This is a genomic window from Paenibacillus sp. JT22N12, assembly GCF_056269365.1.
Genome location: NZ_JBWDNU010000002.1, coordinates 1037228 through 1053534, shown reverse-complemented (window position 1 = coordinate 1053534; position 16307 = coordinate 1037228). Strand labels below are relative to the sequence as shown.

General features: G+C 51.8%; 21 protein-coding genes. 5 read left to right on the top strand and 16 right to left on the bottom strand.

The genetic code is table 11. The annotated features are described in order from the left end of the window. Positions 1–26: 26 nt before the first annotated feature. The 8 genes from spoIIIAG to AC0YOA_RS10025 all read right to left on the bottom strand — a co-directional run bounded on the left by spoIIIAG (position 27) and on the right by AC0YOA_RS10025 (position 5481). The gene (gene spoIIIAG, locus AC0YOA_RS10060; RefSeq protein ID WP_475768046.1) at positions 27–665 is read right to left on the bottom strand and encodes a stage III sporulation protein AG; all 639 of its coding nucleotides are present in this window, start codon (positions 663–665) and stop codon (positions 27–29) included. 58 nt (positions 666–723) lie between these two features. Continuing rightward, positions 724–1545: a stage III sporulation protein AF gene (gene spoIIIAF, locus AC0YOA_RS10055; protein ID WP_475786452.1), complete on the bottom strand. Its 822-nt coding sequence runs from the start codon at positions 1543–1545 to the stop codon at positions 724–726. Between the two features lie 61 nt (positions 1546–1606). Further along, a complete protein-coding gene (gene spoIIIAE / locus AC0YOA_RS10050; RefSeq protein WP_475786451.1) occupies positions 1607–2857 on the bottom strand; it encodes a stage III sporulation protein AE in 1251 nt (416 codons plus the stop codon). A 3-nt stretch (positions 2858–2860) separates the two neighbouring features. Beyond that, entirely contained in the window at positions 2861–3256 is a 396-nt protein-coding gene (gene spoIIIAD, locus AC0YOA_RS10045) for a stage III sporulation protein AD (RefSeq protein WP_475786450.1), read from the bottom strand. Positions 3257–3287: 31 nt separating this feature from the next. Then, the gene (spoIIIAC, locus tag AC0YOA_RS10040; protein ID WP_210041931.1) at positions 3288–3491 is read right to left on the bottom strand and encodes a stage III sporulation protein AC; all 204 of its coding nucleotides are present in this window, start codon (positions 3489–3491) and stop codon (positions 3288–3290) included. 16 nt (positions 3492–3507) lie between these two features. Further along, positions 3508–4026, bottom strand: coding sequence for a stage III sporulation protein SpoIIIAB (spoIIIAB, locus tag AC0YOA_RS10035; RefSeq protein ID WP_475768054.1), 519 nt, complete (start codon positions 4024–4026; stop codon positions 3508–3510). Then, a complete protein-coding gene (gene spoIIIAA, locus AC0YOA_RS10030; protein WP_475786449.1) occupies positions 4019–5029 on the bottom strand; it encodes a stage III sporulation protein AA in 1011 nt (336 codons plus the stop codon). Before spoIIIAA ends, spoIIIAB begins: the two co-directional genes overlap by 8 nt. A 185-nt stretch (positions 5030–5214) precedes the next feature. Then, a complete protein-coding gene (locus AC0YOA_RS10025; RefSeq protein WP_475768412.1) occupies positions 5215–5481 on the bottom strand; it encodes a YqhV family protein in 267 nt (88 codons plus the stop codon). A 202-nt stretch (positions 5482–5683) separates the two neighbouring features. On the opposite strand from AC0YOA_RS10025, the gene comA reads away from it, so the two are divergent. From comA to AC0YOA_RS10010, 3 genes are all read left to right on the top strand, one after another. Beyond that, positions 5684–6544, top strand: a complete 861-nt coding sequence (gene comA, locus AC0YOA_RS10020) for a phosphosulfolactate synthase (RefSeq protein ID WP_210041955.1) — start codon at positions 5684–5686, stop codon at positions 6542–6544. 29 nt (positions 6545–6573) lie between these two features. After that, positions 6574–7284: a 2-phosphosulfolactate phosphatase gene (locus AC0YOA_RS10015; protein WP_210041963.1), complete on the top strand. Its 711-nt coding sequence runs from the start codon at positions 6574–6576 to the stop codon at positions 7282–7284. A gap of 97 nt (positions 7285–7381) precedes the next feature. After that, positions 7382–7843, top strand: coding sequence for a DUF441 domain-containing protein (locus AC0YOA_RS10010; RefSeq protein WP_210041965.1), 462 nt, complete (start codon positions 7382–7384; stop codon positions 7841–7843). A gap of 58 nt (positions 7844–7901) precedes the next feature. Here AC0YOA_RS10010 and AC0YOA_RS10005 read toward each other — a convergent pair whose 3' ends face one another. The 6 genes from AC0YOA_RS10005 to AC0YOA_RS09980 all read right to left on the bottom strand — a co-directional run bounded on the left by AC0YOA_RS10005 (position 7902) and on the right by AC0YOA_RS09980 (position 13203). Beyond that, a complete protein-coding gene (locus AC0YOA_RS10005; protein WP_475786448.1) occupies positions 7902–8396 on the bottom strand; it encodes a CcdC protein domain-containing protein in 495 nt (164 codons plus the stop codon). 403 nt (positions 8397–8799) lie between these two features. Continuing rightward, complete coding sequence (locus AC0YOA_RS10000; RefSeq protein ID WP_475786447.1) at positions 8800–10053, bottom strand: aspartate kinase; 1254 nt, start codon at positions 10051–10053, stop codon at positions 8800–8802. A gap of 195 nt (positions 10054–10248) precedes the next feature. Further along, positions 10249–10806 (bottom strand): elongation factor P, encoded by a 558-nt coding sequence (efp, locus tag AC0YOA_RS09995; RefSeq protein WP_475786446.1) that lies wholly within the window; start codon positions 10804–10806, stop codon positions 10249–10251. Positions 10807–10921: 115 nt separating this feature from the next. After that, complete coding sequence (locus AC0YOA_RS09990) at positions 10922–11995, bottom strand: M24 family metallopeptidase (RefSeq protein WP_475786445.1); 1074 nt, start codon at positions 11993–11995, stop codon at positions 10922–10924. An 81-nt stretch (positions 11996–12076) separates the two neighbouring features. Beyond that, positions 12077–12520 carry a type II 3-dehydroquinate dehydratase gene (gene aroQ, locus AC0YOA_RS09985; protein ID WP_475786444.1) on the bottom strand — a complete coding sequence of 148 codons (444 nt, stop codon included), beginning with the start codon at positions 12518–12520 and terminating at the stop codon, positions 12077–12079. Between the two features lie 92 nt (positions 12521–12612). Next, positions 12613–13203, bottom strand: coding sequence for a YqhR family membrane protein (locus AC0YOA_RS09980; RefSeq protein ID WP_475786443.1), 591 nt, complete (start codon positions 13201–13203; stop codon positions 12613–12615). Between the two features lie 209 nt (positions 13204–13412). On the opposite strand from AC0YOA_RS09980, the gene AC0YOA_RS09975 reads away from it, so the two are divergent. Further along, positions 13413–14378 carry a DUF1385 domain-containing protein gene (locus AC0YOA_RS09975; protein ID WP_379114559.1) on the top strand — a complete coding sequence of 322 codons (966 nt, stop codon included), beginning with the start codon at positions 13413–13415 and terminating at the stop codon, positions 14376–14378. Positions 14379–14431: 53 nt separating this feature from the next. Continuing rightward, a complete protein-coding gene (locus AC0YOA_RS09970) occupies positions 14432–14722 on the top strand; it encodes a hypothetical protein (protein WP_475768070.1) in 291 nt (96 codons plus the stop codon). A gap of 10 nt (positions 14723–14732) precedes the next feature. On the opposite strand, the gene AC0YOA_RS09965 is transcribed toward AC0YOA_RS09970, so the two are convergent. Both AC0YOA_RS09965 and mntR read right to left on the bottom strand, forming a co-directional pair. Further along, on the bottom strand, positions 14733–15644 hold the full coding sequence (locus AC0YOA_RS09965) for a patatin-like phospholipase family protein (protein ID WP_475786442.1): 912 nt from the start codon (positions 15642–15644) through the stop codon (positions 14733–14735). A gap of 150 nt (positions 15645–15794) precedes the next feature. After that, positions 15795–16217, bottom strand: a complete 423-nt coding sequence (gene mntR / locus AC0YOA_RS09960; RefSeq protein ID WP_210041997.1) for a transcriptional regulator MntR — start codon at positions 16215–16217, stop codon at positions 15795–15797. Positions 16218–16307: the final 90 nt, after the last annotated feature.

Below are 16307 nucleotides of genomic sequence, written 5' to 3'. Positions count from 1 at the left end.
CCCTTAATCGATTGGTTGGAATTCCATTATTGATATTTACTCGGCACAACCGAAATGCGGCTGACCGGGACGTTGAACCCTTTCTCAACGGCATCCAGGATAAGCCGGCGAACCGTTGCGTTCTCCGCTCCTTTGGCGACAATGAGAACACCCCGTATTTGCGGCTTGATGCGTTTGACTACGAATGGCGTTTGGCCGCCTTCAGCCTCATAAAGCACGACTTGTCCGTCTTTGGTGATGGAGGTCATATGCCGCTTGCCTCCATTCTTATCGCTCTCGTCGGTAATTTGCTGAGTTTCCTTCTCATTTTGCTTGACTACAATCTCTTCCGTCGAATCGATCGTAATCAGAACATTAATCGATCCGACCCCTACGATTTTCTCCAATATATCTTTAAGGCGGTTCTCCAGCGGTTCCTCGATCGATGCGAAGCTTGCCGGATCGCCGGAGCCTTTACCTGAAAATGCTGCCTGATCGGATGATGCCGTCTCATCGGGCACCTGCGTGGAGGGCTCGCTAGGCTGGAAGGACAGAAAGGAATTTACCAGCATCAGCGCGGCTCCGATCCCTCCAATAATGAGCAGCCAGCGCAATGTCCGTACCCGCTTCGGTCCCCCCGGCCCACCGCCAACCATACTCTCGATTCCCTCCAGCCATTTGGCCACTTCGGCTCTCTCCTTTCAAACTGCTTCCAGAACACTTCTGACCGCGTTATTCCTGTCTCTACTCGTTCCCCCTTGGCAGCTCCTGCTTCTGGCGAACCAGAATGGATTGCGAATCCACAGCCCATCCATTCTGAAGCAGCTGCTTGATCGCATCGGCAATGCCTCCGTTTAACGCCTGATACCCGGCTTCGCCCGGCTGCCCCGGAGCTGCCTGCGAATCTGCCTTGTCCGAATCAAGCTGAACGATCACATCAACGGAAGGGATTTCAACCACTGGTCTCATACCTTTTTCCGGTTCTGCCGGATTGTCCGGTTTTTGCTCGATAGAGTCGTCTGGTCCGCCAACATTGATTTCCCCTGTCTTCTCCACAACCGTCGAGCTGTCGGGAATCTCCGAGGTTGATCTGGTTTGATCCGGGAGAGTGACGACAACGGATACAACCCGGGCATCCTGATTGCTTTTGCCAGTGCCGGCTTCCAGCTTCACCATCACTTGAGACGGCGTTATGCCCGTGCTCCGGGTAATCTGGGCGCGCATCGCTTCAGCCAGCTGCTTCTCCGTCAATGTGGCGACGGAAGCCTGCTGCTTGACCCTGAGCGCATCTGCGTCACGCTCGATATCCTGAAGCGTCGGCATCCGCAACTCCTCTTTGGCCGGCTCACTTTTGAACCAGTTCTGCATATTCTGATCAAGCCTTGTGCTGAAGTCACCCTGAAGCAGGTTCAGAATCGGCGTCAGAATTGTAAGCAGTATGATTAATCCGGCAACAAGCCTGACATAACGCTGCATGGTCTGGTTGGGGAGAAGCAGGTCGATGAACCCCGCCAACAGCACGACCGCTATAATTTGCTGCAGCCAGGAAGCCAGCCAGGTCAGCATCGTGTTGCCCTCCTTTGCCGGGCGAAAGAAGTATTTGTCCGCCTTGTGCCCGAATAAGGCTCTACCTGATCATTACGGCCGCATTGCCCGCGGTCAGGATGATCGTCACGGCGAGAAAAAACATCAGACTTACGGCGGCAAGCGCCGCGAATACATAAATCAGCGTCTTGCCGATGGTTTGCAGACATTCGACGATCGGACTGTCGCCAAGGGGCTGCATAACTGCAGCAGACACATTATAGATAAGAGCGAGCGTCAGTATTTTGATTGCCGGGAAGGCGCATAGGAAAATGAGAATGATAACCCCGGCAAGACCGATTGCATTTTTGACCAAAAGCGAAGCCGACATCACGGTATCCGCCGCATCGGAGAATGTCCGGCCAATGACGGGAACAAAATTCCCGGTAATAAATTTTGCCGTACGCATCGTAACGCCGTCCGTTACCGAGCTGGTTGCCCCCTGTACGGAGATCACCCCCAGGAAGACGGTCAGCATGACGCCCATAAGACCTACACTGAAATTGCGCAGTACATTAGCCAGGTGGGTGACCTTGAATTTCTCCGTCATGGCACTTGCAATCTGCAGCACCGCCGAGAAGAAGAGCAGTGGAAAGACGATCGTATAAATGACAGATCCGACAGCGTGAATCATGAAAATAATGAGCGGATGCAGCACAGAAACGGTCACAATACTTCCCATGGTAGCCAGCAGAGTAAGGAGCAAGGGCACCATCGCCATCATGAATTGAATCATTCCGCCGATTGCGTCTTTGGCATACCCGATCGCCACCGTAAAGCTGTTAACCGCCAGCACGATCATAACCATGTAGGTAATGCTGTAAGCCACTTTGCTGACTGTGTTGCGTTCGAAGGCGGTTTGCATCGTCTGCAGCAGCATGCTGAATACGGTAAGGATCACGATGGTTACAAGCAGCTTGCCGTTATAAAGAACTTCATGAAACATATACCGCAGCAGCCCCGACAGCACGGTGGACAGCTTAAGGCCTTCCCCGCCCGGCGTGATCATTTCCATGAAGCTTGGAACCTTGCGGTCTGGAAAAAAACCTCCATAATCGGTCATCAGCTGGTTCCAGTAATTCTCGACTGCCGACGCATCGATTCCCTGGAGCTGCTCGTCCGCCAGACTCTCATTGATGCCCGCGGCATCGTCATTTGACTGGATAGCCGGATCGGGCGCACCCTGATTATCGGGGACGGTTGCGGCGAGAGCTGCTGCCGGGATCAAGAAAAGCACAACGAGAAGGACAAGCAGGGCTGCGGCTGCCCAGCGGATCAAATGCTGCTTCATCATGCTTCAACTCCCTGCCGGCAGCAAGCCGAGCACCGTCTCAACGATGACGCTAATAATGGGAACGGCCATGACCAGTATCAGAATTTTGCCGGCAAATTCGATTTTTGATGCGACGCTTTCCTGGCCGGCATCCCGCACGATTTGTGCGCCGAACTCCGCAATATACGCGATACCGATAATTTTCAAAATGGTTTTCAGATAAATGGAAGGGATGCCTGACCGGTCTGCCAGCTGCTCAAGAATTCCGATGACCGCTTCTATTTTGCCGATGACATACAGGAAGATAAACAAGCCGGTGAAGGCGGCAAGCAGAAAAGCAAACATCGGTTTCTGCTCCCGAACAACTAAGATCAGCACGGTTGAAATCAGCCCAAGGCCGACGATCTGGATGATTTCCATTTCCGGTTCACCTGCCCTAAAATCCCCTTCGTCATTGAAAAAGAAAGATCGTTTTGATTTCCTGAAACAACTCGTCGAGCATCCGGACTACCATAAAAAGCACAACCACAAATCCGATGAGCGTCACCCAATGCGCCATGTCTTCCTTCCCCATCTGTTTCAGCACGGTATGGATCATGGCGATAATAATGCCGATCCCCGCAATTTGAAATATGGCGCTAACATCCATGTTCATTGTTATTGGCACCCCACTAAACGATCAAAATGACGACAAGCGCTGCGATGAGGACGCCAAGGCTCTTCCACATCTTCTCGTAACGCGCCTGGTCATCCCGTGCCGTATCTTCTTCTGCCTTCAGCTGCTGAACGGCAAGACGCATATGCTTGATCTGGTCTTCACGGTCGCTGATGCCAAGCGCCGATCCCAGGCGGATCAATGCCGTCTTCTCGGGAATCCTCATTGCTGTGCCCGGCCAGTGATCGGCGAGCGAGAGCTCCCAGCACTCCCGGAAGGTCAGCCCCTCAGGCTGATTGATCCGCTCCTTGACTCCCCGAAAAATCGAGGCCCCCGGCTCCGGCAAATGGGCCGCACAGCGGTCGAAGGCATCCGGCAGCGGCGTATAACCGTATCCAATCTCCGTTTCCAGCCGCTGTACCGCCTGTATAAGCTGGCGGATTTGGCGCGGGCGGGCTGCATAGCGGGATGCCTGCATGAACCCGATCATCGTTCCTGCGAACAGGATCAACGCTGCGCCAATTAGCTTAACCAAAGGCATCACCTCCCGGAGTGAGGGTCGGTTCGCGGGCAGCCGGCGCTCTCCCGCCGGCCCTGACCGATACAACTCTGCTCACAGGGGCATTGACTCCGCGGCGAAGCTCCACGCCGATCGCAAATGCTCCCTGCTCCAGCAGCCTGCGGAGTACCGGCCGCCCCCGGGCTTCCTCCATATCCTTTGCATGAGCGGTAGCAATCACGATCACACCGGCATGGCTGGCATCGAGAATCGCATCCGCATCCTCCTCACGGCCGATTTCATCCACGATCATTACCTCCGGCGACATGGATCTGAGCATCATCATCATTCCTTCCGCTTTTGGACAAGCATCCATTACATCGGTTCTGGGACCGACGTTAAAGGTCGGCACTCCCCGGACGCAAGCGGCAATCTCCGACCGCTCGTCGATAATGCCAACCTTGCGGGCCGGCCAGCCGGAAGCCAGGGGATGTCCCCAGCCACCGCTGCTTATGGCTCTTGCCAGATCCCGCACAACCGTTGTTTTCCCCTGCTGCGGCGGGGCAATAATAAGCGCCGGGTGAACGGTGCGCCGATTTATATCCAGCATCTTGGGCAGCAGCGACGCAGCTGCGCCAATGACTTCGCGTGCGATTCTGAAATTGAACGCCGATACATCCCGGATGCCCCGCACCGCGCCGCCCTCCAGAATCGTCCGGCCGGCAATGCCGATCCGGTGGCCGCCGGCGACTGTAATATAGCCCCGGCGGAGCTCTTCCTCCATCGCATACAGCGAATGATTCGTCACACGCTCCAGCAGCTTGCGGCACAGCTCCGGAGATGGCTTGTACGCCATCTCAGGCTTGGCAAGCAGCTGGCCGTCTTCGCCGACAAACCAAAACCCTTCCCCTGTACCGATTTCAAGCGGTCGGCCTTCCCGTATCCGCAATTCTTCTATGACGGTTCTCACATGAATCGGAATCCGCTCAAGCACGGCAATCAGTTCCAAGGGCAGCAAATGTGTTACACGATCCAGCATGCAGGCATTCCTCCTCTGGTAATGATTATCGTTTAGCCGCGGCGGTAGTTTCATAGAGCCGTAGTCAGCGTAAGTGACCGAGGTTATTTAAATTGACGTGATCAGTGTTAGGTACTAGTTTCAATCTATTCGGACAAGCCGAGTATTATGACTCCCCGCTTGTCCGATTGATGCCGGGAATTCAGCTATTTTTTGAGAATTCCGGTCAGTAGACAGGCAACGCCTGCAACGATCCAGACGATTTTGCCAAACGAGAGCTTATCCGACATACCAACCAGGCCAACCGTCGTGGTTGTAATTAATATAATCGGCCCTACCAGCGCCAGCGAAGCATTGACAGCCAATGCCTTGTCGATCTGGTTCAAACGAAGCATCCATATGGCTGCGCATATTTCCAGCGTTCCGGACAATACCCTCAGCGATGCCATAGTAAAAACGATTTTATTGAAAATGGGATCTTCACCTCCCGCCTGAAGACTATTGCTTGTACTAGTAAAGCTTATGCAGGCTTGTCTGCCGTTCATACCGATAATGTAAACTCCTTTGGATGATACTTTCAGCGGGCACACGCCCTTCCCGTACTGCATATATTGCTTTGGTAATGGGCGTTAAGACTATTTTTATTACCTATTTATAAGTGAGGAGATTTCAGGTATGAGATCAAATTCCCGTCCAGCATGGCCTGCAAGGCTGCAGAATCCCGGCGGCCAGCGCATCACACCCCTTGAGCCGGAAAATAAGCACGACGCGGACCGAACCGTCGGACGCGGGCAAACCATGGTCATTGATAAAGGTCTGGGCCAAAACGGTTTCTCGGATCTATTGGAGACAGCTGGAGCCTATATTACCTGTGTGAAGATCGGTTTTGGAACAGCCCCCCTCTATCCCACCGAACTGCTCCTTGGCAAAATCGAGCTGGCCAAACGGCATGGAATCCTTATTATGCCAGGCGGTACGCTGCTGGAAGCAGCCGTCAGCCAGGAGCTGGTACCGGCGTTCTTCGAAACGATATGCCGCCTCGGCTTTAATGGAGTGGAAGTATCGGATGGAACGATAGAGCTCTCCCGAAGCAGACGTTCGGAATTGATACGCGAGGGTCTGAACCACGGCCTGCAGGTTGTAACCGAATACGGCAAGAAGCTGAATGGCTCTACGGTCGATATAGCGGAGCTGCAGGCAACAGCCGATGCGGACTGGTACGCAGGCGCTGAGCTCATAACGATTGAAGCGCGGGAGTCCGGTGTGGGAGTAGGTTTATTTGACGAGAATGGCGATTGCAAGGAAGAGGTGCTGCTGGCTGTGGAACGGTCATTCGGAGGCATCAGCCGGATCATGTGGGAAACGCCGCTTAAACAGCAGCAAGCGCTGCTGCTTCGCACATTCGGTCCCGAGGCGCATCTGGGCAATATTCCTCCGCAGGATGCATTGTCTCTGGAGACCATGCGCCGGGGACTTCGCTCGGACACTTTCAGCTTCGGCTTGAAAAATGAATTACCGATTCATTATATGATCTAGCCTGACAAGGCAAGGAGGCCGGTATCAGAATGCATGTCCAGGTGATTTCAAGCGTTAATGAAGCGCAGGCGGACCGCTTCACGCATCGAACGGCCATTGTAATCGACGTATTGAGAGCGGCCAGCACCATTGTTGCCGCTCTTCAGGCAGGCGCCTCAGGCATTTATTCCGTGGAAACCGTGTTGGAAGCAAGGGCGCTGCAGCGCCCTTCCGACCTGCTGGCAGGAGAACGCTTTTGCCGCAAAATACCCGGATTTGATCTGGGCAATTCACCGGATGAGTTCACATCTGAAGCGGTTATGGGCCGCCGGATTATTCTGACTACGACCAACGGAACGAGAGCGCTGCATAAAGCGGCAAGAGCCGACCATCTATTGGCCGGGTCTCTCCTTAATGCAGCAGCCTGTTCGCGGGCCGCACTGGAGCTTCGGCGCGATATTGTGCTGTTATGCTCCGGGAGCCATGATGAATTCGCGCTTGAGGACGGGTTATGCGCCGGGGCTATCGTAGCGAATCTACAGGCAGGAAGTCCATCCGGTTTGGAAATGGATGATTTCGCAGCCGCAATGCTGAGTCTCTATAACAATGCTTCCGGAAGAATTTATGAGACTCTTGCTGCAAGCGCCACCGGAAAGCGGTTGATCAAATTGGGCATGTCGCGCGATGTAAGGCACTGCGCCCAGTTGGACAGCAGTGAAATTATCCCCCGGATGCAAGGTGACATGATTGTAAGAGGTTGAAATAACATAATGGAGGGGCTTGTTCCATACAATGGAGTATGGACGCCGCGGCCGAAGCTTGCGGCGATGCTATCAGGTTAAAGGAGAGCATGCAGGCATGGGCGGGGAAATTATACTGGTTGTCCTGATCATTATCGGATTGATTGGCCGATCTCCAATTATTTCGACGGCAGCGTGCATACTGCTGATTGTAAAGCTCACACATTTCGAGCGGTACCTGCCTACCATCGAGCGGCGGGGAATGGAGCTGGGGCTGCTGTTTCTGACCTTCAGTGTCCTGGTTCCCTTCGCTTCCGAGCGGATTCAATCGAAAGATATTATGGGTGCATTATTATCCTGGCCAGGCATACTTGCGCTGATTGGCGGCGCCGCCGCTACTTATGTCAATGGAAAAGGGCTGGAGATGCTTAAATTCGATCCCCAGCTTATCGTTGGTCTTGTTGTGGGATCCATTATCGGCATTATTTTCATGCGCGGCATACCTGTGGGCCCTCTTATGGCAGCTGGCATAACTGCAATTTTGTTCAAAATCTTCCAACTGATCGCAAACCGCTTTTAAACGAAACGTTCTGATTCCTTTGATTTCACAGCAATCCATGAATGAAAGCTGGCATGCTTCAATTGCCGGAGTAAATGCGGCGGAACTTGATAAAGCTTCCGATGCGCCAAACGCAGACATACACATAAGCCAATACCATTGTCAGAATCGTAAATTCCGTGTAATCAAGACCCTTGAAATATTGGGACAACGCGATACGTATGACTATGACCGCGATAATCACATACTTAAAGTTTTTGTTGCGCCTGGAATAAACGAGTCCATCCTCGCGTTTCTCATAACCTGTGTGGTACAGCATAATGCTGCCAAGCCCCACTCCCAGAAGTCCAGCAAGCAGCAGCTCCCACAGCGCGGGCATCCGGAAGGGATGATCAGGTATATGAGTCAAGGATTGGATCGCGAAGCCGAATACAATGAGCAGCAGAAGAACCGGAAACAGCATGCCGATTCCTCTGTTGCGGATTGGGCGGCCCGTCCCCCGGCTTCGCAGCCAGATCACCAGCAAAATAATAACAGCAGCGAATGCATATCCCGTTAATTCTTGCGTATTCATGAGCAACCCCCTGGTAGTGGTTATTGTGTGAAATGCCAAGCATCCTTATTCCATCACAAAAAACAAACCCCATAACATGAAGAAGGCCGCCAATCGTTCCGTGGCGGCCTTCTTCATGTTTCAAATAAACCGCCAGGGAATAACATCCTGACGGTTCAACTCAAGTAAACTCCCCAATGAATACCCACATCCCACGCGATCTGCAGCACTCACGTTATTCAGGGACGAAGTCCACCAGGCACCCCGGGAGTGCAGGATGGAAGTGTGTCCCGAATGGGACGTAAACGCTCCTCGCACAAAAGACACTAACACGCGGTTCTCTGTAACGCCAACGTTATCTCATCCGGGTGTCCAGAGGGCCGGCGGCCCTTGGGGTCCCTCCTCAGGAGGGATTTAGGGAGCATTAGCGCCTGTCTTGCGGTCCCCCGACAAAAGCCTGCTCCGCTGTGTCCAGTCCATAAGCGGTGTGCAGCGCCCGCACAACATCGTGTACCGGCTCGGCTGCAATGATGCAGGACAAGCGGATTTCCGAGGTGCTGACCAATTTGATGCTGACGCCAAGTTTGTAGATCGCCTCGAACATTTTGGCTGCAACGCCGGGATTACTGACCATGCCTGCGCCGACGATCGAGACTTTAACCAGATTCTCCTCCGTTTCGAGCTCGCGGAAAGGCACTTCACCGCGGATGCCCTCTACTACAGCGGTTGCCCGGTCCTTATCGCCCAATCCGACTGTAAAGGAAAAGTCGGCTTTTCCATCCTGGACGCCGCTTTGCACAATAATATCGACATCGATGCCGCTTGAAGCGAGCGCGCCGAATACTTTGGCGAGCACGCCTGGCGTGTCCTCAACGCCTAGAATACTGATTCTGGCTACGTTTTTGTCATATGCGATGCCGCGAACGACAATCCCTTGCTCCATGACCGCTTCCCCTTTCACACTCGTTCCTTCGTTTTGGGTAAAGCTTGAACGAACAACCAAGCGCACATTATAATTTTTGGCGTATTCCACAGCACGCGGATGCAGGACAGCTGCGCCCAGATTCGCGAGCTCAAGCATTTCATCATACGAAATTTCATTCAGTTTGCGGGCACATTTCACAATCCGCGGGTCCGTTGAGTAAATGCCGTCCACATCGGTAAAGATTTCACAAACATCGGCATTGATCGCAGCTGCCAATGCTACAGCTGTTGTATCAGAGCCGCCTCGTCCGAGGGTTGTAATTTCACTGTCATCGGTCATTCCTTGAAATCCGGCTACAATAACCGCGTTGCCCTGATCCAATGCCCTGAACAGCCGGTCAGGCTGTATATCCGTAATACGGGCTTTGCCATGAACGGACTCTGTACGGAAGCCGGCTTGCCAGCCTGTAAAAGACTTTGCGTTGTGTCCGAGCTTATGAATCGCCATCGACAAAAGCGCGACGGAAATCTGCTCTCCGGTGGAAAGCAGCATATCCATCTCCCGCGCAGGGGGGCTCTCATTAAGTTTTGTTGCCTGATCTATCAAATCATCCGTCGTATCCCCCATGGCGGAGACTACGACGACCACCTTATGGCCTGCTTCCTTGTAATCGGCAATTCGCCTTGCAACACGCTGCATCCGTTCTGTGGAACCGACGGAGCTGCCGCCGAACTTCATAACAATCAACGACAACGCTTATTCACTCCCAACGTTTTTCTTATCAGCTTAATAGCGATGCCTGGGCTTGAAAAACGTTTCGCATCCCGCCAGGCACTAAGAATTATACAAATTAAAATTATATCATAACGAAGCCTTCTTGGGTACAGAAAAACCGCCCCAACCGAAGCGGGACGGCCTTTTTTTGCATCGCATTAGGTGAAAAGAGGCTTAAGCGCGGGAAACATACTTTCCTTCGCGCGTATCAATCAGCAGCACATCGCCTTCGTTAATGAACAAGGGAACCTGAAGCGTAAGGCCGGTCTCGACAGTAGCGTTCTTCGTAGCGCCTTGTGCTGTATTGCCCTTAATGCCTGGCTCGGTTTCCACGACCTTCAGATCCACGCTGTTCGGCAGTTGAATACCAAGGATCTCACCTTGATAGCTGGTGATGTTAACGGTCATGTTTTCCTTGAGGAAATTGATTTCCCATTCAAGCTGCTTCTTCTGAAGCTCAAATTGATCGTACGTTTCGTTATCCATAAAGGAGTATTCATTACCGGAATTATACAAATATTGTACGGCACGATTCTCGATTATAGCGCGGCCGATCGTTTCGCCTGCACGGAAGGTTCTCTCCACGGTATTGCCGTTGCGGAGATTTTTCAATTTGGAGCGGACAAAGGCAGCGCCTTTCCCTGGCTTAACGTGTTGAAAATCAATAACCGTAAAAATATCGCCTTCCACTTCAACGGTAAGACCCGTCTTAAAATCATTAACAGAAATCACTTTTGTTTCCTCCTACGAGTTTTTAGCGTTACTTCTGGAATCATCGCTCATAAAGAGCTGAAAACTCACTTCGGAAGCATACACTTTTTGAGTTTATAGCGTATATGTAAAGCACTCATTCCAAAATCGTAAGCTCCTTCGGAGATGAGGTCAATAACGAATTCCCGGTTTCGGTAATAACAATGTCATCTTCAATCCGAACTCCGCCAAATCCCGGAAGATAAATCCCCGGCTCAACCGTAACCGTCATACCCGGCTGCAGCACGACATTTCCCGTCTTCGACAGCCTTGGCGCTTCATGAATTTCCATTCCCAGCCCGTGGCCCGTTCCATGTCCGAAAAAGTCCCCATATCCGTATCTGGTTATAACCTCGCGCGCCAGCAAGTCGGCGTCCCGACCGGTCATGCCCGGTTTGATGCCGGCAAGCGCAGTCAACTGGGCTTCCAGAACAATCGCATAAATCTCCTTATGCTTATCCGTCGGAGTACCGATGACCACAGTTCTGGTCAAATCAGAGCAATAACCATTATAATACGCTCCAAAATCAAGCTTGACAAATTCATCCCGTCCAATGATTCGCTCGCTTGCGACACCGTGCGGAAGTGCCGAACGCTCGCCTGAAGCAACGATGGTATCAAAGGAAGAAGAAGTCGCCCCTTTGCTTCTCATGAACATTTCCATCTCAAGGGCGATGGAGCGCTCGCTTACACCGGTTTTGATAAAACTCAGGATATGCTTGTACGTATCATCAGCCAATGCAGCCGCCTCAATCATAACGGTGAGCTCAGCCTCATCCTTGATGAGCCGCAAGGCTTCCACTGCGCCTTCAGCCGGAACGAGCTCCATACTGCCAAGCTGCTGCTTCCAGGAGGCATATTCTTTGTAAACGACATGATCTTCCTCAAAGGCAAGCTTGCGGATTCCAGCCGATGCGGCAAGTTCCTTAACGGTGTCCAGCATATTGAGCCCATGCTCAACAACTGTGAATGCGGCTGCCTGAAGCGGTGCCTGCGTCATATAACGAAAATCAGTAATCAGCCAGCTGTGCGCCTCTGTTATCAGGAGAACGCCCGCAGAGCCGGTAAACCCGCTCAGATAGCGCCGGTTGGCTGCGCTGGTAATGAGAATACCGTCTGCCTTAAGCCCCGAGAGCTTGCCTCTGATGCCTGCCAATCGATTGTTCGTCATCCATACCACCCTTTCAGATACCACATGTAAAAATTTAAACCATGCCTTCTTCTAACGTGGTGCTTATCTTGCCTGAACCAGCTATGCCTGCTGGGTCAAATGATGCACGAGTGCATTAAAGCCCAGAACATAGCTCTGTGAGCCGAATCCGGCAATTTGGCCCAGCGCGACAGGCGCAGTGACAGAAACGTGGCGGAACGGCTCGCGTTTGTGAATATTCGACAGATGAACCTCAACAACAGGAAGTCCAACGGTGCTCAAGGCATCCCTGAGCGCATAGCTGTAATGTGTCAGCGCGCCAGGATTAATAAGGATACCGTCCTCCTGGCCGTATGCTTCGTGAATACGATCAATCAACGCACCCTCATGATTCGACTGGAAGAACGAGACACCAACACCAAGCGATGCAGCCAATCCTGCAACCATCGATTCGATTTCTGCCAATGTCGTCGTACCGTATACAGCTGGCTCGCGAATGCCGAGCATATTCAGGTTGGGTCCGTTAAGTACTAGAATAGTTGCCATGTTGTTCCTCCCGGCGCATAGATCAATTGCCATTTTACCACAAAGACCCTTGCTTTGAGAAGAGACCGCCCCACTGCTTTGCGATTGTCCTGTCAGGAACCCATTTTCGACAATTTGCCGGTTGCGTTGCTTGGCTCCCGCGAGGCTTCGTCGGTGAATTCAAACGCAATTGTATAGCCTATGAACAAGCCCCAGAGCAGGAAAACCGACAGTTCGCTGACCATGCTGTCAACGCCCAGCTTCATGAAGGGAGGCGTCACAAGCAGCCACGGGCCAGCCCAGGCAAACAAGATGCCCCACCACAGCAAGCCGTAGCATAATCCTGCCCATGGCCCTCTTATACGGCCAAGAATGAGCTTGTAAATCATCGCCGCCGCCATCGAGAATACGATAAAGCAGCCCAGTCCTATGAGTTGACCCCAGCCTGTTTTGAGAAAAGACTGCAGGAAAAAGGGATCCGCCATAAAAGCAGGATTGACTTTGGTAAAATGAAACAAGTGTAACAACCATCTGGTCAGTCCCCAGAAAAGTCCGGCGAAGAAACCAAGCATCATACAATACAAAAAGGCATTGGTCCGGTGTTCTCCGTTGTAGTCTCCGGTTCGCTTGCCGTCTTTGTTCTTCTTCTGTTCTTCCTCTGTTTTCACTTCGTTTTCTCCGCTGCTTGAGCTTTGGTCCGGCATGGTACATCACTCCAGTCTCTCGTTGATCGATGCGGCTTCCAAATGGTAGTATGCGCCGGTTCCAGCTCTGGTAAACGATTGGATTAATGGGATTTATGGCTGATGTGTGCCACTCGCAATCACAGCCGGAATCAAGTACAATAAGAGCTATAAAGCTCTTCATGAGAAACGGCTAAAACGCCGAAACAAAAAAGGATGGTGATTCGCCCTTGTCGCAAAATTCGCGCAATATATATGGCGGACAAGCCGTTATTGAAGGGGTCATGTTTGCCGGCAGACATGCGAACGTTACGGCAGTGCGCCGTAAGAACAATGAAATTATCTTTTATGAAGTGCCGCGGACCACAAAAACATGGATTCAGAAGCTGAAGAAAATCCCCCTGCTGCGAGGCGTCGTCGCTATTTTGGAATCAAGCGCGAAAGGCTCACAGCATTTGAATTTCTCCATGGAATCCTATGCCGAGGATGAACTTCCTGCAGAGAAAGAGGAGGACAAGGCGCAGAAGGAAGCCAAATCCGAGGAAAAAAGCGGCTGGAGCCTGAGCATGATCGTCGGCGTAGCCGTCGCCGGTATTATTTCCTTCATCGTGGGAAAACTTGTATTCACAGTCGTTCCTGCCGCCGTCGAAGAGTTGATCTTTGGACGTGCGTTCTCGAATATAATAGTACACAACCTGATTGAAGGCGGAATCAAGATCCTGTTCCTGCTCTGTTATCTGTATATTATCTCACTGACTCCCCTTATCAAGCGTTTGTTCCAATATCACGGCGCCGAGCATAAAGTGATAAGCGCTTACGAAGCCGGTGTCGAATTGACTGTGGCCAATGTGCAAAAGTTCACCCGTCTTCATTATCGCTGCGGAAGCAGCTTCATGGTGTTCTCCGTCCTGGTCGGCGTCATCGTGTATTCCTTCTTTCATTGGGATTCCATGTGGGAGCGGATTTATATCAGGGTCCTGCTTCTGCCGGTTGTGCTCGGCTTCTCTTATGAGGCGCTTCGCGTCACCAATTCCATGCGTGAGCTTCCGGTGCTCCGGTACTTGGGTTATCCGGGATTATGGCTGCAAAAGCTGACGACCAAAGAACCCAACGATGATCAGGTAGCGGTTTCCATCGCATCCTTCAACCGGATGCTTGAACTGGACCGTCAAGGCAGTCAGCCTCAGCCTTTATAAGAGGACGCTAAAGAGGTTGTAAAAAAGTCTCTAGGAAAGAAAGGGTGAAGGTCATGTCCCGAAAAATGAGTCCAATGCTTATCATCATCCTGGCATTAGTCGTTATCGGATTGGTCTCCCAGTCATTCACAAGTCCCATCCAGCTGATTATTCCGATAGCTGTGTTCGGCGTAATTTTCCTGCTTTATAAATTCCCTCCGGGCGGAGCAAGAGCAGCGAAGCCGCGGTCCAGAACCATCCCGCGGCGGGATCAGCAGCAAGGCAAGCCCAGAACGAAAAAAGCCATGCCGTTCCGTGTTATTGAAGGCGGCAAAGACGATGATAATTTACCGAAGTATCATTAAGCGGACTGCCCTACAATGCAGCCTGTATGAAAAATTCAGAAGCCGCATCATAGCCTGAGTTAAACAAGGTGTCGCTTTGCTGCTTCGACAAATGAAATTGCGTTGTGCGAATGCCAAGTGTCGGAATTTTGACGGTGCGCTCAATATTGCTTTTCTTGATATAACGCTCGTCATGCGCCTGCAGCATCGTCTCGAATATGGCTTGAAACATGGAGACCGGACCCCGAATGCTATGGGGTTCGGTTTCATTTTTACCTACCATCTGAAATCCTACGGTCGGAACCGGCTTCTCCTCCCCCCTCTGCTCCGTATCAAAAATCCATAACGGAAAATTACTGAGAAGCCCGCCATCGACGATATAAGCCCATGACGACAGAGAAGAGTTTTCACGCTCCCTCGCTCTGATCCGGATCGGATCGAAGAAATAAGGGATGCCGGCGCTCATCCGTACTGCATCCGCAATGCTCAGCTTCATCGGCTCCTGTCCATAAAATACAATATCCTCAGGCAGTACCAGCAAGCGGCCATTGGAAATATCAGAAGCGACAATGCGCAGCTTGCAGTGCGGCAAATCTCCGAATGTACGGATTCCCTTATTCGCCAGCAGCTCCTCCATCCATCGGGTCAAACCCGCCCCGCTGTAAAATCCGCGATGAATCAGCAGCCGCAGCGTTGGGCCGATAACGCCAATATTATAGAAAAACCCCCGCTTCAGAAAAGACCGGAAAGGCGTCTCTTCAAGCAAATCCTTAATCTCTCTGCATGTATAGCCGGCGGCAAGCAGCGACGCAATAATCGCACCCGATGACGTTCCGGCCAGCCGGTTGAAGCTGATTCCCTGATCGACCGCAGCACAAATCGCGCCGGCCAGCGAAATGCCTTTTACCCCTCCGCCTTCAAAAACGGCATTAATGAGTTTCATAGCTTGAATGCCCCTTCCCATATATGCCTGTTGCCCACGAGTCTTTCGAAACTTTCGGCTTTTGGAACATATATATGCGGGAACGGCAAGTCTTAAGGCGCGGCATGCAAAAAGCCGCTCCCTCTGCAGGAAGCGGCTTTATGTTCTTGGTTACTCGTTGTCCAGATCATTGCGTATTCCGTTAAGTTCTTCCAGCCGGTTGGCATCACGCTTGAAATATTCAACCAGGGTTTCAATGCAGGTAATGGAATCCCAGCTGAGATGATGCTCGATTCCTTCCACATCCTTATAAATATTCTCTTCCTGTACTCCGATAATCGTCAAAAAAGATTCCAGCAGCTGATGGCGGTCCATCAGCCGCTTGCCCATTTTCTTCCCTTTGTTGGTCAGAACAAGTCCGCGATATTTCTCATATATGAGATAATTATCTTTATCGAGCTTTTGAATCATTTTTGTAACCGAGGAAGGATGCACTTCCAGTCCTTCCGCTATGTCCGAGACACGGGCATACCCTTTTTCATCGATAAGCTTGTAAATACGCTCCAAATAATCCTCCATACTGGGAGTCGGCATCAAAAAGAACCTCCATTCACCATCGTCCCGTACAGACAACGGCTGCCTGTCCGTTACTCTTAGTATCATACACCGCTCAGCCTGCCTGCC

Excerpts from the sequence above, each read along its gene's own strand:
- spoIIIAF (WP_475786452.1), bottom strand. The coding sequence starts at position 1,545 with ATGCTGACCTGGCTGGCTTCCTGGCTGCAGCAAATTATAGCGGTCGTG.
- spoIIIAE (WP_475786451.1), bottom strand. The coding sequence starts at position 2,857 with ATGATGAAGCAGCATTTGATCCGCTGGGCAGCCGCAGCCCTGCTTGTC.
- spoIIIAD (WP_475786450.1), bottom strand. The coding sequence starts at position 3,256 with ATGGAAATCATCCAGATCGTCGGCCTTGGGCTGATTTCAACCGTGCTG.
- spoIIIAC (WP_210041931.1), bottom strand. The coding sequence starts at position 3,491 with ATGAACATGGATGTTAGCGCCATATTTCAAATTGCGGGGATCGGCATT.
- spoIIIAA (WP_475786449.1), bottom strand. The coding sequence starts at position 5,029 with ATGCTGGATCGTGTAACACATTTGCTGCCCTTGGAACTGATTGCCGTG.
- comA (WP_210041955.1), top strand. The coding sequence starts at position 5,684 with ATGAGATCAAATTCCCGTCCAGCATGGCCTGCAAGGCTGCAGAATCCC.
- AC0YOA_RS10015 (WP_210041963.1), top strand. The coding sequence starts at position 6,574 with ATGCATGTCCAGGTGATTTCAAGCGTTAATGAAGCGCAGGCGGACCGC.
- AC0YOA_RS10010 (WP_210041965.1), top strand. The coding sequence starts at position 7,382 with ATGGGCGGGGAAATTATACTGGTTGTCCTGATCATTATCGGATTGATT.
- AC0YOA_RS10005 (WP_475786448.1), bottom strand. The coding sequence starts at position 8,396 with ATGAATACGCAAGAATTAACGGGATATGCATTCGCTGCTGTTATTATT.
- AC0YOA_RS09990 (WP_475786445.1), bottom strand. The coding sequence starts at position 11,995 with ATGACGAACAATCGATTGGCAGGCATCAGAGGCAAGCTCTCGGGGCTT.
- aroQ (WP_475786444.1), bottom strand. The coding sequence starts at position 12,520 with ATGGCAACTATTCTAGTACTTAACGGACCCAACCTGAATATGCTCGGC.
- AC0YOA_RS09980 (WP_475786443.1), bottom strand. The coding sequence starts at position 13,203 with ATGCCGGACCAAAGCTCAAGCAGCGGAGAAAACGAAGTGAAAACAGAG.
- AC0YOA_RS09970 (WP_475768070.1), top strand. The coding sequence starts at position 14,432 with ATGTCCCGAAAAATGAGTCCAATGCTTATCATCATCCTGGCATTAGTC.
- AC0YOA_RS09965 (WP_475786442.1), bottom strand. The coding sequence starts at position 15,644 with ATGAAACTCATTAATGCCGTTTTTGAAGGCGGAGGGGTAAAAGGCATT.
- mntR (WP_210041997.1), bottom strand. The coding sequence starts at position 16,217 with ATGCCGACTCCCAGTATGGAGGATTATTTGGAGCGTATTTACAAGCTT.